The organism is Bradyrhizobium sp. USDA 4341 (assembly GCF_054063755.1).
The window spans coordinates 8,380,687-8,396,446 of the sequence record NZ_JBSSGO010000002.1; the positions used below are offsets into that span (position 1 = coordinate 8,380,687).

Annotated in this window: 14 protein-coding genes; 7 read left to right on the plus strand and 7 right to left on the minus strand. The window is 64.7% G+C overall.

The annotated features are described in order from the left end of the window. Nucleotides 1-102: 102 nt before the first annotated feature. Genes ACVIGB_RS45195 through ACVIGB_RS45215 form a run of 5 tightly spaced genes read right to left on the minus strand, consistent with a single transcriptional unit; the run spans nt 103 to nt 5,478 of the window. Complete coding sequence (locus ACVIGB_RS45195) at nt 103-1,635, minus strand: ABC transporter ATP-binding protein (RefSeq protein ID WP_456724408.1); 1,533 nt, start codon at nt 1,633-1,635, stop codon at nt 103-105. Next, a complete protein-coding gene (gene biuH, locus ACVIGB_RS45200; protein ID WP_456724407.1) occupies nt 1,632-2,315 on the minus strand; it encodes a biuret amidohydrolase in 684 nt (227 codons plus the stop codon). Before biuH ends, ACVIGB_RS45195 begins: the two co-directional genes overlap by 4 nt. A 19-nt stretch (nt 2,316-2,334) precedes the next feature. Beyond that, nucleotides 2,335-3,261, minus strand: coding sequence for an ABC transporter permease (locus tag ACVIGB_RS45205; protein WP_050631205.1), 927 nt, complete (start codon nt 3,259-3,261; stop codon nt 2,335-2,337). A 1-nt stretch (nt 3,262) separates the two neighbouring features. Next, nucleotides 3,263-4,372 (minus strand): ABC transporter permease, encoded by a 1,110-nt coding sequence (locus ACVIGB_RS45210; RefSeq protein ID WP_092124844.1) that lies wholly within the window; start codon nt 4,370-4,372, stop codon nt 3,263-3,265. Continuing rightward, complete coding sequence (locus ACVIGB_RS45215) at nt 4,369-5,478, minus strand: BMP family ABC transporter substrate-binding protein (RefSeq protein WP_092124845.1); 1,110 nt, start codon at nt 5,476-5,478, stop codon at nt 4,369-4,371. Before ACVIGB_RS45215 ends, ACVIGB_RS45210 begins: the two co-directional genes overlap by 4 nt. A 372-nt stretch (nt 5,479-5,850) precedes the next feature. Between ACVIGB_RS45215 and ACVIGB_RS45220 the strand changes: the two genes are divergently transcribed. From ACVIGB_RS45220 to ACVIGB_RS45230, 3 genes are all read left to right on the plus strand, one after another. Continuing rightward, a complete protein-coding gene (locus tag ACVIGB_RS45220; protein WP_456724406.1) occupies nt 5,851-7,146 on the plus strand; it encodes an allantoate amidohydrolase in 1,296 nt (431 codons plus the stop codon). A 151-nt stretch (nt 7,147-7,297) separates the two neighbouring features. Then, nucleotides 7,298-8,536, plus strand: a complete 1,239-nt coding sequence (locus ACVIGB_RS45225; RefSeq protein WP_092124847.1) for an ATP-binding protein — start codon at nt 7,298-7,300, stop codon at nt 8,534-8,536. A 145-nt stretch (nt 8,537-8,681) separates the two neighbouring features. Next, the gene (locus tag ACVIGB_RS45230; RefSeq protein WP_224942950.1) at nt 8,682-8,903 is read left to right on the plus strand and encodes a hypothetical protein; all 222 of its coding nucleotides are present in this window, start codon (nt 8,682-8,684) and stop codon (nt 8,901-8,903) included. Here ACVIGB_RS45230 and ACVIGB_RS45235 read toward each other — a convergent pair. Beyond that, nucleotides 8,851-9,822 carry a LysR substrate-binding domain-containing protein gene (locus ACVIGB_RS45235; protein ID WP_456724405.1) on the minus strand — a complete coding sequence of 324 codons (972 nt, stop codon included), beginning with the start codon at nt 9,820-9,822 and terminating at the stop codon, nt 8,851-8,853. The two genes, ACVIGB_RS45230 and ACVIGB_RS45235, sit on opposite strands and share 53 nt — an antisense overlap. 86 nt (nt 9,823-9,908) lie before the next feature. Here ACVIGB_RS45235 and ACVIGB_RS45240 point away from each other — a divergent pair, with 86 nt between their 5' ends. After that, the gene (locus ACVIGB_RS45240) at nt 9,909-10,982 is read left to right on the plus strand and encodes a YeiH family protein (RefSeq protein WP_456724404.1); all 1,074 of its coding nucleotides are present in this window, start codon (nt 9,909-9,911) and stop codon (nt 10,980-10,982) included. A gap of 14 nt (nt 10,983-10,996) precedes the next feature. Here ACVIGB_RS45240 and ACVIGB_RS45245 read toward each other — a convergent pair whose 3' ends face one another. Beyond that, complete coding sequence (locus tag ACVIGB_RS45245; protein ID WP_456724403.1) at nt 10,997-12,010, minus strand: formamidase; 1,014 nt, start codon at nt 12,008-12,010, stop codon at nt 10,997-10,999. Between the two features lie 282 nt (nt 12,011-12,292). Here ACVIGB_RS45245 and ACVIGB_RS45250 point away from each other — a divergent pair, with 282 nt between their 5' ends. The 3 genes from ACVIGB_RS45250 (at nt 12,293) to ACVIGB_RS45260 (ending at nt 15,679) form a co-directional block, all read left to right on the plus strand. Continuing rightward, the gene (locus ACVIGB_RS45250; protein WP_456724402.1) at nt 12,293-12,970 is read left to right on the plus strand and encodes a cysteine hydrolase family protein; all 678 of its coding nucleotides are present in this window, start codon (nt 12,293-12,295) and stop codon (nt 12,968-12,970) included. Between the two features lie 246 nt (nt 12,971-13,216). Continuing rightward, nucleotides 13,217-14,446, plus strand: a complete 1,230-nt coding sequence (locus ACVIGB_RS45255) for a peptidase M15 (protein ID WP_456725270.1) — start codon at nt 13,217-13,219, stop codon at nt 14,444-14,446. A gap of 39 nt (nt 14,447-14,485) precedes the next feature. Further along, entirely contained in the window at nt 14,486-15,679 is a 1,194-nt protein-coding gene (locus ACVIGB_RS45260; protein ID WP_456724401.1) for an aspartate kinase, read from the plus strand. The last annotated feature ends 81 nt before the right edge of the window (nt 15,680-15,760 follow it).

The following is a 15,760-nucleotide window of genomic DNA, read 5'->3' on the forward strand; positions in this document are numbered from 1 at the left end:
TGACAACATCCGCTGCGGAGTATGGGTCCCTGCTTTCGCAGGGACGACATCTTTGCGTGGCCAGAGCTGATTGCATCGCCCCGCCGGCAATGACGCGGATGGTCAGTGTCCCGCCATGTGCCGGCCGATCTCGGTGAGGTCGGCCTCGCTCGCGCGGGCCTCATGGACGAACGCGCCGTGGAACATCACGACCAGGCGATCCGACAGTTCCAGCAGTTCGTCGAGGTCTTCGCTGACCAGCAGCACCGCCGCGCCGCGGTTGCGGGCGGCCATGATCTCGGCGTGGATCTGCGCCACCGCCGCGAAGTCGAGTCCGAAGCACGGGTTGGCGGCGATCAGCACCTCGACGTCGCCCGAGAGCTCGCGCGCCAGCACGGCGCGCTGCACATTGCCGCCCGACAGCGCCGCAATCGGGGTCTCCGGCGTGCGGGTCTTGATCTTGTAGCGGTTGATCTTGCGCTCCGCGTCGTCGCGGAACGCCGAGCGGTTCAGCCACCAGCGGCCACGCGCGAACGGGGCGCGATCGAATTCGCGGAATGCGATGTTGTCGGCGACGCTCATGCCGCCGACGCAGGCATTCTTCAGCGGCTCTTCCGGCAACAGTGACATCTTGTGGCGGCGCATCTCCTCGCGGCTTGCCGCATAGGTCTCGCCCTGGACGCGGATCACGCCGCCCTCGGCGTCGCGCTGGCCGGCCAGTACCTCGACCAGCTGGCGCTGGCCGTTGCCGGAGACACCGGCGATGCCGACGATCTCGCCGCTCTTCACCGTCAGCGATACGCCGTGCACGGCGATCGCGCCGGCATCGTCGAGCGCGGTGAGTCTGTCGAGCTCGAGCCGGGGCGCGCCGGTTTCGCCGGTGCGCGGCGGCTGCACCGTCAGCTGTTCGGCGCCGATCATGGTGCGGGCCATCTCGTCCGGCGTGAGATCGGCGACCCGGCCGGTGCCGGCGAGCTTGCCGCGGCGCAGGATCGTGACGTCATCGGCAAACGCCATCACTTCGCGGAACTTGTGCGTGATCATCAGGATGGTCAGTTCGCCCGCGACCACCATCGCGCGCAGCATGCCGAGCACCTCGTCGGCCTCGCCCGGCGTCAGCACCGAGGTCGGCTCGTCCAGGATCAGGAAGCGGCGCTTCAGATAGAGCTGCTTGAGGATCTCGCATTTCTGCCGCTCGCCGGCGGAGATGTCCGAGACTTTTGCGTCGAGTGGCACCTTGAACGGCATCCGCGCCAGGAAAGCCTCGAGTTCTTTCTTCTCCTTGCGCCAGTCGACCATGGCAGGCACATCATCGCGCGCCAGCACCAGGTTCTCGGCGACCGTCATCGCCGGCACGAGGGTAAAGTGCTGGTAGACCATGCCGAGCCCGAGCGCATGCGCGTTCTTGGGGTTGGCGATGGTCTGCTGGCGGCCGCCGACCAGGATGTCGCCCTCGGTGGCGTGGTAATAGCCCATGATGCATTTCACGAGCGTGCTCTTGCCCGCGCCATTCTCGCCGAGAAGGGCATGGAACGAGCCGGGCCGCACCTTGAGCTCGACATTGTCGAGCGCTGCGAAGTCGCCGAACCGCATCGTCATGGCGATGGCGTCGACGCCGAACGCGCCTGACGGGGCGGGCGGTTCGCCGATGATCACGACAGCGCCCCGATCAGGTCGGCGGATTTGGCTACTGCGCCGAACACGCCGCCCTGCATCTTGATCATCTTCAGCGCGTGATCGTGATTGCTCCTGTCGGTCGCGCCGCAGCAATCCTCGACCAGCACGCATTCGAAGCCGCGGTCATTGGCCTCGCGCATCGTGGTGTGGACGCAGACGTCGGTGGTGATGCCGGTCAGCACGATGTTCTCGATGCCGCGCAGCCGCAGCATCAGCTCGAGGTCGGTGGCGCAGAACGAGCCCTTGCCGGGCTTGTCGATAATGGGTTCGCCTGGCAGCGGTGCGAGGTCGGGGATGATGTCCCAGCCGGGTTCGCCGCGCACCAGGATGCGGCCGCACGGGCCGGGGTCGCCGATGCCGGCGCCGATCTGGCGCGAGCGCCAGCGCTTGTTGTCGGGCAGGTCGGCAAGGTCAGGGCGGTGGCCTTCGCGGGTGTGGATGATGTGAAAACCCTGCGCGCGCATCACCGCGAGCAGTTTCTTGATCGGCTCGATCGGCGCCCGCGTCAGCGAGAGATCGTAGCCCATCTTGTCGACATAGCCGCCGACGCCGCAAAAATCGGTCTGCATGTCGATGATGATGAGCGCGGTGTTTTGCGGCCGCAGGTCGCCATTGTAGGGCCAGGCGTAGGGCTCGGATTTGATGAAGCGCTCGGGCATGGAATGATCTCGCGAGTTGCTATCGGGTGATGGACAATTCGGCGGGCGCGCCGGTCAGCGTGCGCTTCGGCGAGCAGGTGATGATCATGATCGCCAGGGTCAGGATGTAGGGCGCGGCATTGAACAAATGGTAGCCGGAGGTGATGCCGACCGATTGCAGCGCAGGCCCGAGCGCGGCGGCGCCGCCGAACGCGAGCGAGGCCCACAGGCACAGCATCGGGTCCCAGCGCGCGAAGATCACCAGCGCGACCGCAGTGATGCCCTGTCCCGAGGAGAGGCCTTCGTTCCAGCTGCCGGGATAGAACAGCGACAGGAACGAGCCGCCGATGCCGGCAAGGAAGCCGCCGACCATGGTGGCGCGCAGCCTGATCAGCAGCACAGAATGGCCCATCGCGCGCGCGGCGTCAGCGCTTTCGCCGGCGGTGCGGATCAACAGGCCCCAGCGCGTGGTCCTGAACGCCCAATAGAGCAGCGGCGCGATGGCGACGCCGATCAGGAACAGCACGTTGATGCGCAGCGCCGCGCGCAGCTGCGGCACGTCGCTCCACCAGCCGAAATCGATCGCCGGCAGCCGTGCCGCCGTCGGCTCGATCAGCGGCTTGCCGAGGAAGAAGGCGAGGCCAGTGCCGAGCAGCATCAGCGCGATGCCGACCGCGATGTCGTTGACCCGCGGCAGCGAGCAGATGCCGGCATGCAGCGCGCCGAACAACGCGCCGGTGATCCCGGCCGCGAGAACCCCTAACCACGGTGAGCCGGAGAGATATGAGATGCCGTAGGCGCTCATCGCGCCCATCACCAGCGTGCCTTCGAGGCCGAGATTGATGCGACCACTTCGTTCAGTGATGCATTCGCCGAGGCTGACGAACAGGAACGGCGTCGAGACGCGGATGGCGCCGCCGAACACGGCGAGCGGGACGGTCCAGAGCCCGAGCGAAGCATCCGCCATGTCAGGACTTTCCCTTCAGGAAGCCGATCCGCCCGTAGAGCGCATCGCTTGCCAGCACGAACACGAAGATGATGCCTTGCAGCACCAGCACTGACGCATCGGGCAGGCCGAGCCGCCGCTGCAACAGGCCGCCGGAGGCCGAGATGCCGCCGAGCAGGATTGCGACCGGAATGATCGCGAGCGGATTCTGCCGCGCCAGGAATGCGACGAGGATGCCGGTGAAGCCGTAGCCCGCGGCGAGGTTGGCATTGGTGCGGCCCTGCACGGCCGCGACCTCGATCATGCCGGCTAGTCCCGCGCTGCTGCCGGCGAGGAAGCAGACGGTCAGGATCAGCTTGCCGACGGAAAGCCCCACGATCTTGGCGGCGCGGATGTTGCCGCCGGCGACGCGCGCGGCGAAGCCGAAAGTGGTGTGATAGATCAGGATGTAGGCGGCAACTGCCGCGACGAGGCCGAACACCAGGCCCCAATGCACGTCGGTGCCGGGAATGCTGCCGATCATGTTGGCGGCGCCGATCTCGCGCGTCGACGGCTTGTTGAGGCTGGCCGGATCGCGCATCGGCCCCTCGACCAGATGGTTCAGGATGGCAAGCGCGATATAGACCAGCAGCAGGCTCGAGATCGTCTCGTTGACCCCGCGATACTGCCGCAAGCCGCCGGACAGAGTGATCCAGAGGCCGCCGCCGATCATGCCCGCGATCACCATCGCGGTCTGCACGACGATCGGTGCCGCGCCCTGCAACGCCAGCGCCGCTGATGTTGCCGACAGCGCGCCGATCAGAAGCGCGCCTTCGCCGCCGATGATCACCATGCCGAGCTGCGCCGGCAGCGCCGTGCACAGCGCGGTCAGGATCAGCGGCGCTGCGCGGGTCAGCGTGTTCTGCCAGGAGAACCAGGTGCCGAACGCGCCGTAATACATGTAGAAATAGAGATCGAGCGGGTTCTTGCCGTAGAGCGCGATGAAGCCGCCGAACACCGCGAGCGCGCCGACCAGCGCCGCGCCCGGGATCAGGATGTACTCGATGCTCGCGCCGTAGCGCTGGAGGAAGCCGGGATCGGCGGCCGGCGCAACGCCGGCCGCCTCCACCGATTCCGCCGCCTCGGTCGTCACGCGGTGGCTCCGATCACGCCCTCGACGAGATAGTCCATCTTTTCGAGCTCGGGATCCTGCTGGCCGCGGTCGGTGCCGGAAGCGATCACCGTCTTGCCCTTGTTGTCGACGAGCGGGCCTTTGAAGATCGCGTACTCGCCGGACATGAACTTGGCCTTGACGTCGTCGGCATGCTTGCGGGCTTCAGCAGAGACCATCTCGCCATAGGGCGAGACCTTGACGATCTCTTCCTTCAGGCCGCCGCGGTAGAAGTTCGGGATCGCTTCACCCGCCGTGATCATCTTGACGAATTTCGGATAGAGCGCTTCCCAGTTCCATTCGGCGCCGGTGAGATAGGCCTTCGGCGCCAGCGGCGACTGGTTGACGTGATAGCCGCACACCATCGCGCCACGGCGCGCGGCGTTCTCGACCATCGTCTTCGGTCCGTCGACATGGCAGGTCAGCACATCGACGCCCTGGTCGATCAGGCTGTTGGTCGCCTCGGCTTCCTTGACCGGCATCGACCAGTCGCCGGTGAAGATCACCTGCGTGGTCGCCTTGGGATTGGCGAGCCGGGCGCCGAGCGTGAACGCGTTGATGTTGCGCAGCACCTGTGGGATCGGCTTGGCCGCGACGAAGCCGAGCTTGCCGCTCTTGGTCGAATAGCCGGCGACGATGCCGGAGATGTATTGCGCCTCGTCGATATAGCCGAAATAGCTGCCGGCGTTCTTCGGATCCTTGTCGGACCACAGGCCGCCGCAATGCTCGAAATGCATCTTCGGAAACTTGCCCGCCATCTTGACGACGTGCGGGTTGTAATAGCCGAACGAGGTCGGAAACAGCAGCGTGGCGCCGTCGAGATTGATCATGGACTCGATGGTCTTCTCGACCGCGTCGGTCTCCGGCACCTTCTCTTCCTCGACCACCTTGATGCCGGGAAGCTTCTTCAGCGCGGCCGCGCCCTGAGCGTGGGCCTGGTTGTAGCCGTAGTCGTCGCGCGACCCGACATAGATGAAGCCGACCGTGGTTTCCGCTGCCGCCGCGCCGCGAACGCCGAGTGTGCTGCCGAGCGCCAATGCCGCGCTTCCCTGCAATAAATGCCTTCTTGAAATCCTGCCAAAATCCATCGCCTGCTCCCTCCTGGCGGGGCCGACCCGCCTGTCCTTGTCGCAGCCACCGTAACGGCGGCGCGTGACGGAGTGTCGCAAGCTTCGTGCCAGAGCACGTTTAGCGGTCATGGTTCTGTAAGTGACTGAATATGAATGTGAATAATAGCCAGCATGGGCGGCCTCCGGAATCGGCAGATTCCGAATTGCCCATTTGGTGAGCCATCAATCGTCGTTGTATGCAATGCCGTTAAGCAGTCGCTAACCCCTGGACGGCCGATGCGAGCCTCGCCGGGGGTGGCGTCAGGGCGCGATTTGCTGGCTGGTCAATCGGATCGGGCCTGCTACGAGTGAAGCGGGCTTGGGTGCCGGGTTGGACTGATGGGAAACAGCATGAGCGAGAAGAAACCGGCCGCGAAATCGTCCTCGAATCCATCCTCGAATCCATCCTCCCTTGGCGACGAGATCGTGGCGCGGATCGATCAGCTCGCGGCAATCTCCGAGACGCCGGAGCATCTGGCGCGCGTCTTCCTCACCGATGAGCATCGCAAGGCGGCCGATCTCATCCTGTCCTGGATGCGCGAGGCCGGCATGAGCGCGCATCTCGATGCGATCGGCAATGTCTGCGGCCGCTACGAGGGCGAGCGGCCGGGCCTGCCGGCCCTGATGCTCGGCTCGCATTACGACACCGTGCGCGACGCCGGCAGATGGGACGGCCCGCTCGGCGTCGTCACCGCGATCGCCTGCGTCGCCGATCTGAACCGGCGCGGCAAGCGGCTGCCGTTCGCGATCGAGATCGTGGGCTTTGCCGACGAGGAGGGCGTGCGCTTTGCGTCGACCCTGCTCGGCAGTCGCGCCGTGGCCGGCACGTTCGACGAGAGCGTGCTCAACACGCGCGATCGCGCCGGCACGTCGATGCGTGACGCGCTGGTCGCCTTCGGGCTCGACCCCGATCATATCGGCAAGGCGGCGCGCGCCCGCCGCGAGCTGCTCGGTTACGTCGAGCTGCACATCGAGCAGGGCCCCGTACTGGAACAGAAGGCGCTGCCGGTCGGCGTCGTCACCGCAATTTCAGGCGCGACGCGGCTTGCCGCCAATCTCACCGGCGTCGCCGGCCATGCCGGCACCGTGCCAATGTCGCTGCGGCGCGATGCGCTGACGGGCGCTGCCGAATGCATCGTTGCGATCGAGCAATTCTGCAACAGCGATGAAGCCGGCCTCGTCGGCACCGTCGGCTATATCAGCGCCATGCCGGGCGCCACCAACGTGATTCCGGGCAAAGTGTCGTTCACGATGGACATCCGCTCGCAGAGCGACATGCATCGCAAGCGTGCGGTCGCCGACATCGTGCGGCAGATCGAGGCGATCGCAAAGCGCCGCGAGCTCGCCTTGCAGATCGACGTCACCCACGAGAACCGCAGCGTGCCCTGCGCGCCATGGCTGAAAGCGCAGATCGCCGAGGCGGTCGCCGCCGAGGGCCATGCTGTATTGGAACTGCCGAGCGGGGCCGGGCACGACGGGATGGCGATGGTCGACGTCGCCGATATCGGCATGATCTTCGTGCGCTGCCGCGGCGGGATCAGCCACAATCCGGCCGAGCATGTCGAGCTCGCCGACGCCGACACCGGCGCACGGGTGCTGCTGGGATTCATCGAGAATTTTCATCCGCACGGTGCAGTGAATAGCTGAGGCCGCCACGCCTGGCGGCCCGTATAGCGCCAGTCCGCTGTCGCCCGATCCGTGCCGAATCCGGACAGATCAGACCGCCGTTTCCGGCTCGGCTGAGCCTATTTGCGCCCCGGGTCCGAAGCGCTAGACTTGTCCGAACGGGGGGAAGGACATGCGCTCGTCCGTCGTCCAGGACGTTCAGTTCCCGAAACAACCGGCGCTGCAGCTGATCTATGACACTGCACCGATCGGTCTTGCCTACCTCTCTCCCGATTGCCGTTATCTCCAGATAAATCAGCGGCTCACCGAAATCTGCGGCATTTCCGTCGAAGGTCATCTCGGACGCACCGTGCATGATTGCGTGCCCGCATTGGCGACCGCGGTCGAAGGCATCGTTCGCTCGATCATGGAGACCGGAGAGCCCGTGACCGGCGTGGAGGTGTACGGCCAGCGCCCGGGCCACAATGACGAGCGATGCTGGATCACGCATTGGCACCCGCAACGCGAGCCGAACGGCAGCATCGTCGGGGTCAACGTGGCGGCCGAAGAGATCACCGACCGCAAACGCAGCGAACGCGAGATCCGCGCCGCCCGCGACGCGGCCGAGAAGGCCCTGCATCATCTGCAGGAGACCCAGGCCTCGCTGATCGAGGCCGAGAAGCTTGCAGCGCTGGGCCGGCTGGTGGCCGGCGTCGCGCATGAGATCAACAGTCCGGTCGGCACCAGCCTCACCGTCGCCTCGGTGCTGGAGCAGAAATGCGCCGACTTCGCTGCCGAGGCCGCGCGCGGCAAGCTGAAGCGCTCCAGCCTGAGCGATTTCATCGAGGTCGTCGAAAGCGCATCGGCGCTGCTGGTCGGCAACCTCAAGCGCGCCGCGGATCTGGTGCAATCGTTCAAGCAGGTCGCCGTCGATCGCAGCTATTTCGACCGCAGCCAGTTCGATCTCGGCGAGGTGACCGAGCAGGTGCTCTCGAACCTGCGTCCGGCGTTGCCGAAGAACAATCTGACGCTCGAGGTCGATTGTCCGTCCGGCCTTGCGATGAACAGCTATCCCGGTCCCTACGGTCAGGCGCTGACCAATCTGTTCGTCAATTCGGTCGCGCATGCATTTCCGGACGGCAAGGGCGGCACCATCACGATCCGGCTGCGCGCGTCAGGTCAGGACCAGGTGGAAATCCTGTTCGCCGACGACGGCTGCGGGATGAGCCGTGATGTGCTGCGGCAGGCCTTCGATCCATTCTTCACCACGCGCCGCGACATCGGCCGTATCGGGCTCGGCCTCCACATCGTTCACAACATCGTCACGAACCGGTTGGGCGGAGAGCTCCATCTGGATAGTGCTCCGGGCATGGGGACGAGCGTGCGGATCGAGTTGCCGCGCCTGGCGCCGCAGCGCGGGACCGATAGCTGATGCCTCGGGCGCTCAGAAGGAAATACTCCCCGGCATTCGGGCTGGAAAACGTCCTTCCAAGGAACCGGCGCAAAAGGCATTCAACTACCCTTGCTTCCGCCCCCGCCGTTGCGACATTGTGCTGACATTCCAGATGGTCAAGACGATGAGCCAATCCGCATTCGATCCCTTCGGCGAGCCGGTTCCCGCGGTCGATTCTTCGGCCGCGAGCGAGGGTGTGTCGAAATGGCTGAAGACCGCGGGCACCAGCGTGTTCTGGGTGCTGGTGGTCGGCATCGTGCTGGCGCGCGCGGTCTATTTCGAGCCCGGCGTGTTCAGCTTCGAGCATGCCGTTGCGTGGGCGCAGGGTCTGTTCGCCGCGCTTTAGCTGACGGCGTGCGCTGCGCCGTCTTTGCGGCCCGGGTCTCCCGAATGATCCCTTCGAATGCGACGGCTGCCGGCACATCCAGCCGGCCGGGCGATTTCAATTGCCACAGCGTGCGCTCGATGTGGACGCCCTTGATCGGGATCACCTTGAGCTTCCCGAGCTTCACCTGATCGTCGATGGTCGCGACTGAAACGATGGCGACGCCGACACCGGCCGCCACCGCCTGCTTGATCGCCTCGGTGCTGCCGATCTCGAGCGTGCGCCGCGGCTCGACGCGGTAGGCGGCCAGCGCCTGCGCGACCACCTCGCGGGTGCCTGAGCCGGGCTCGCGCACGATCAGGATTTCGTCGTTGAGCAGGCGGACGTCGATCGCTCCCGCGGCGGCTGCGAAGCGATGATCCGGAGCCGCGATCAGGACCATCACGTCGGTACGCCACGCTTCGCTGATCAGGTTCTCGTCCTCGACAGGCCCCTCGACCAGGGCGATTTCGATCTCATGTCCCAGCATCAGCGCGGCGATATCAGAGGTATTGGCGCTTACCACATGCAGTTCGATGCCGGGAAAGGCACGGTGGAACACGCCGAGATATTCCGGGATCATGTAGGTCGCGATCGTCGTGCTGGCGCCGATGCGCAGCGAGCCGCTGTCGAGGTTGCGCAGGGCCTGCAACTCGTCCTCGGCGGCGCGCTCGGCCGCGAACAGCGTCTCGGCATGGCGAGCCAGCGCCGCGCCCTCCCGGGTCGGCCGCACCCCCTTCGGCGTGCGGTCGAGCAGCCGGCAGCCGACCTGCAGCTCGAAATCCCGCACGCCCTTGGAGATCGCCGGCTGGCTGATGTGCAGGAGGTCGGCGGCGCGGGAGAAACTTCCACTTCTCGCCACGGCCGCGAACAGGCGGAGCAGATGCAGGTTGAGGGACATAACTTCTCTCTATCGGGGCAGTTCGAAAAGATATTAGCCAAGAGGCGTGCCCGGGCGCATAAAATCTTCTCCGAAAAGAGGATGTCGTGCCGCAACAACAACAAGATCAGGGGCAGAAGCAGGGGGCGCTGAAGCGCCTGTTCCTGCTGATTCCGGGCATTCTGCTCTGCGGGGTGGTCACCGTCATCTCGCTCGGCATCCAAGCCATCGAGGAGCGGGTTTTCGACCACCCCTATATCGAGGCCCTGGTCGTCGCGATCCTGCTCGGGATGGCGGTCCGCACCGCCTGGGAGCCCGCGGAGCGCTGGCGCTCGGGCATCGCCTTCAGCGCCAAGCAGCTGCTCGAGGTCGCGGTGATGCTGCTCGGCGCATCCATCAGCTTCGCCGCGATCGTGGCGTCGGGCGGGCTCCTGATCGGCGCGATCGCCGTCACCGTCGTGATCATGCTGGCGGTGACCTATGGTCTCAGCCGGATCCTCGGGCTCAAGACCAAACTCGCGATCCTGATCGCCTGCGGCAATTCGATCTGCGGCAATTCCGCGATCGCGGCGGTGGCACCCGTGATCGAGGCCGATGGCGACGACATCGCCTCGTCGATCTCGTTCACCGCCATTCTCGGCGTGCTGATGGTGCTCGGCCTGCCGCTGCTGATTCCGCTGTTGAAGCTGACGGCGACGCAATACGGCATCCTCGCCGGGCTCACGGTCTATGCCGTGCCGCAGGTGCTGGCGGCGACCGTGCCCGCCGGCATCGTTAGCACCCAGATCGGCACGCTGGTGAAGCTGGTGCGCGTCCTGATGCTGGGCCCGATCGTGGTCGGCCTATCGCTGTTCGTCGCGCGGCGGCGCAAGGCCGCCGGCACCGCCAAGGAAGGTGCTGCAAGGGCCGCCTCGATCAGCCCGTTCAAGCTGGTGCCCTGGTTCATCATCGGCTTCCTGGTGCTGGCCGCGCTGCGCTCGTTCCAGCTCGTGCCTGACATCGCGATCGCGCCGGTGACCAAGACGGCGGCGATCCTCACCGTCGTCTCGATGGCAGCACTTGGGCTCGGCGTCGATGTGCGCGTGCTCTCGACCGTCGGCGGCCGGGTGACGGCGGCGGTCACGCTATCGCTGATGCTGCTCCTGGGCCTGAGCATCGGCCTCGTGCACTTCTTCAAGTAGCCGCACCGGGGCGGCTACTCGGCGGCCTTCGCGGTCTTGCCGAACATCCGTGTCGGCGCAGGAAAGCCGCAGGACGTGCCGTCGGTGATCTTGACCTGATCTTCCCAGGACAGGCGGAAGCGGCCGGACACCATGTCCTGCATGAAGGTGTAGGGGCAATCCATCGCGCCGCCCTTCACCGCGACATAGCCGCGGTGCCAGAGCTGATAGATGTTGTTCTCGACGCCCCAGTTGATCCGCGCCTCGCGCACGAGGTCGGGCCGCACCTCGGCGGTGATGATCTCGTCGGCGCGCCCCGTGGTCCCGTGCGCGATGATGCTGCCGTCGAAATTGACGATCATGCCTTCGCCCATCGAGTCGAACGAGCCATCCGAGCCGCACATGCAGACATTGGCCGTCACCATCAGGTTCTGGAACGCGTTGGCCTGGTTGGTGAAGCGCCAGCTGTCGCGGATCGGCGCGGTGTAGCCTGCGGTGCGGATCATGATCTCGGCGCCCTTGTAGGCACATTCGCGCGCCATTTCCGGGAACATGCCGTCATGGCAGATGATCAGCGCGATCTTCGCGCCCTTCGGTCCGTCGATCACGGGAATGCCGACATCGCCCGGCTCCCACGGCTCGACCGGAATCCAGGGATGGAATTTGCGGTAGTAGAGCTTGATCTCGCCATGATCGTCGATGATCAGCCCGGAATTGTAGGGATTGCCGTGCGGGTTGAACTCCATGATGGAGAAGCAGCCCCAGATCTTGTTGTCGATGCAGGCCTGCTTGAAGGCCGCGACTTCAGGCCCGTCGAGCCGGCACATGATCTCCGGATTGGTGTCCATCGAGAGACCGTGCAGCGAATATTCGGGGAATACGACAAGGTCCATGGTGGCGAGATTGCGCCGCGCCTTGCCGACCATCCAGACGATCCGCTCGGTCTGCCGTGCCAGATCGGCCTTGGTCGCCACCACGGGCAGCTGTAGCTGCACCAGTCCGATCACGACGCCGTTGGGTGACTTGTTGAGACCGCCAAGTCCATTCATGCCTGTCCTCCCGCCTGTTTGAAATGGGCTGTCATTTCGCGAACGATGATCTTCGTCCGGTCGGGCTCCCAGCTAGCAACGATCATGCCAGCAAGATCGAACGACCAGCAAATCAGGTGCCGGTGAGAACCTGGGAAGTTGGCGCGGAGAACGGCCGAGCGTATCCCAACAGATTGAGATGCCGGACGTTTCGGGCGGTTGGGGGCGCAAGCCGCATCATTGCGCAATGGCACGCGGTTTGCTTGATCAAATGCGGGTCTTCTCGCATTCGAGGCGTGCGTCATGGCGAATTCAAGCGGGACAATCGCAGCGGAGCCGGAGCCGATCACGCTCGACTGGAGCAAGACCGCGCTCGTCATCATCGATATGCAGCGCGATTTCATGGAGCCCGGCGGCTTCGGCGAAACGCTCGGCAACGACGTCAGCCAGCTTGCCCGCGCGGTGAAGCCGATCGGCGCCGTCCTCGCCGCGGTGCGCGACGCCGGGCTGCTCGTGGTCCATACCCGCGAGGGCCATCTGCCTGACCTCTCGGACGCGCCGCCGGCAAAGCTCGAACGCGGCGCGCCGTCGCGCCGGATCGGCGATCCCGGACCGATGGGACGAATCCTGATCCGCGGCGAGGCGGGGCATGACATCATCCCCGAGCTCTATCCGCAGGGCAGCGAGATCGTGATCGACAAGCCCGGCAAGGGCGCGTTCTACGCCACCGAATTCGGCGACATCCTGCAGAAATACGGCGTCGAGAATCTGCTGGTCTGCGGCGTCACCACCGAAGTCTGCGTCAACACCACGGTGCGCGAGGCCAATGACCGCGGCTACCGCTGCGTCGTGATCTCCGACGGCTGCGCATCCTACTTCCCGGAATTCCACGAGATGGGCCTGAAAATGATCAAGGCCCAGGGCGGCATTTTTGGCTGGGTCGCCGAGTCTACCGCGGTGCTGGAGGCGCTCGCTGGCTAGGGCAAGATGAGATTGGGACGCGGACTCATCAGCGCGTAGCCCCGGCCGGATCGAGGCAAGCTGGATGAAGGCGAGGTAGTTGCCGCCCTAGCGACCGGGCGTTGCGGTCGAGCAACACTCCCTGGAAAAGCGTCGGCCCAACGGCTTCCGCCCATTGCGCGTTTCCATTTGATCCGAATGATCGATGCCGTCAGGTGCTTGGCTGTGCAACAGGGCTCGGATCGAGCCTTTGGAGGCTTCGGGATGATGAACCCGCGGCGAATTGCGACGGTGACGCCGGAGTTGTGCGGGACGGTCGTTCTCGCAGGTTGGCTCTTTGCCTGGCTTGCCGGCTCTGCCGGCATCGGGAACATCGGAGCAGTGCCCATCGAGGGACCAGCACCATCTCTCGCCGCCAATGCCGAACTGGCTGATGCGCGACAGGCAACTGCAGTCGCCAACGTGAACGCTGACGTGGCGATGGCTGCCGAACCCGTGACGTGGCCGGCCTCCGACGCGACGGCCGCGCCGCAGGCAGGCGTCATGGGCAGCGCTGTCGCTAACGCCGATGCGGCGATGGCGGTTGAATCGATGCCGGCGCCGCCGGCCCCTGATGCGACAGCGACCTTGAGCGAACCGAGATCAATCGTCGTGGCTGCGTTGCCGGATTCGTCGCAGATGCTGCCGGTCGAAACATCGCCGGAGCAAACGGCGACAGCGAGCACGCCTCCAGTGTCAAGCGACACCAAGGAGGCCGCGAGACCCCTGGATATTTTCGAAGAGTGCCTCGTCGTTGATGTGTGCATCGACCGGTACCTGTGGGCCCTCTACGAGCGGACGCCCAAGGAAGACACCATCAGCATACAAGAGCAGCGGAAAGTAACGGTCAAAAGGAAGCGCAAGACGGTGACCGTCACCAGGACGTTCACCAGGCGCGTCGATAACGATTTCACGTGGAAGGATCCGAAGGCGGCGGAAAGAATGGCCATGCCGTTGATCGACTACGTGATTGGAGGGGTGGATCGGAGCTTCAAGCTCAAGCTCTTTCACGCGCTTTACGCGGCGGAGCAGGCCGGGTTGTCGCCCGGGATAACCAGCGCGTTCCGCGATGACTACCGTCAATCGATCGCGAGCGGCCTGAAGGCAGCGTCCGACAAGTCATACCACGGAGGGAGCTTCCGCGGCGGCTATGGCCACGGGCTTGCCGCTGATATCGTGAGCGTCAAAGGCGCGACGCGGGCGGAGCGTTGGGTTTCCACTGAGGCCCTTTGGAAATGGATCGATGCGCGCGGTCCGGATTTTGGAATCGGGCGACCGTATCTCGATCGAGATCCGCCGCATGTCGCGCCGATAGACGGTAAGGAATACGCCGATCACCGCGGCGGGACGAAAGCTCAGCGCGCGGAAGCGGATATCAAGAAGCGCAACCGGGGCGTTCTGCAAGTCGTGGCGAAACGATCAAAAACCGCAAAAGCGTCGAAGGGGAGGACGATCTGATCCGCTTCAGCTGCGCCTTTCAACACGACGCGGGCAAGAATGCCTAGCAATACCACCATCGTGCAAAAATACGGTGGCGTCTGTCTCGAAACACCGGCAAAAATCCGCGCAGTCGCGAGCAGCGTCGCCGACTTGCATGGCCGTGGCCATCGTGTCGTGGCGATCGTCTCAGCGATGGGCAAGACCACCGACGAACTCGTCAGGATGGCTTATCAGATCAGCCCGCATCCCAATCGCCGCGAACTCGATATGTTGTTGACCACCGGCGAGCGCATCAGCATGTCCTTGATGAGCATGGCGCTGTCTGATCTCGGCGTGCCGGCGATCAGCTTTACCGGCAGTCAGGCCGGCGTGATGACCGATGGATCCCATTCCTCCGCACGCATTCTGGATGTGCGGCCGATTCGCGTGCGTGAAGAGCTCGATCGCGGACGCATCGTGGTTCTGGCGGGCTTTCAGGGCGTGAATCCGCTGACCAAGGAAATCACGACGCTTGGCCGGGGTGGCAGCGATACCACCGCGGTCGCCATGGCTGCGGCACTCCAAGCGGAGTGCTGCGAGATTATCAAGGAGGTCGACGGAGTTTGCTCGGCTGATCCGCGCATTGTCGCAAATGCAAAAACCTTGCGTCAGCTCGATTTCGCATCCCTATCCGAAATGTGCTTCTGGGGCGCCAAGGTGCTGCATTTTCGCAGCGTGGAGCTGGCCCACAGCCGAAACGTGCCCTTGGTCTTGAGAAGGTGGGGCGGCGCTCGACACAGCACGCAAGTGATGAAGGAGGTCGCGGGCATGGAGAAAGGAAGAGTCCTGGCCGTCAACTCGATGGCTCGCATTGAGCATGTGGAGATCGATTCGGCGGACCTCAATCAAGGCTTTGAGAAGTTCGCGCAGCATCTCAAGCAAAACGCCTTGCCTTGGCCGCAACTCCTCGCCTCGGCTTTCGCCGCCGAAAAAACCCGCATCATGATGACGTCCGATTCGGAGACGCTCGACGCGTTGCTGCGCACGCTGGAGAGGAGCAAAGACCTGCGCAAACAGCGCGAGACTCTCAGTTCGGTGAGTCTTACTTGCTTCGGCGGTATTTCTTCGGACCTGCCATACAAGGCGGTTCAGATTCTGCAACGTCACGGGATCATCGCCGACAAGTATGTCTTGTCATCGCACTCGGTAAGTTTCTTTGTTCCGATGGAGAGCCGTGAGGCTGCGGTCAGGGCCTTGCATTCGCTGATCTAGTTGAAACTTGGTAAAGGGGCGATGTCGCCTATTGGCCCGACTCGGACCTTCCGCGATGTGCGCTTTTGGGCAGCTGTTGGA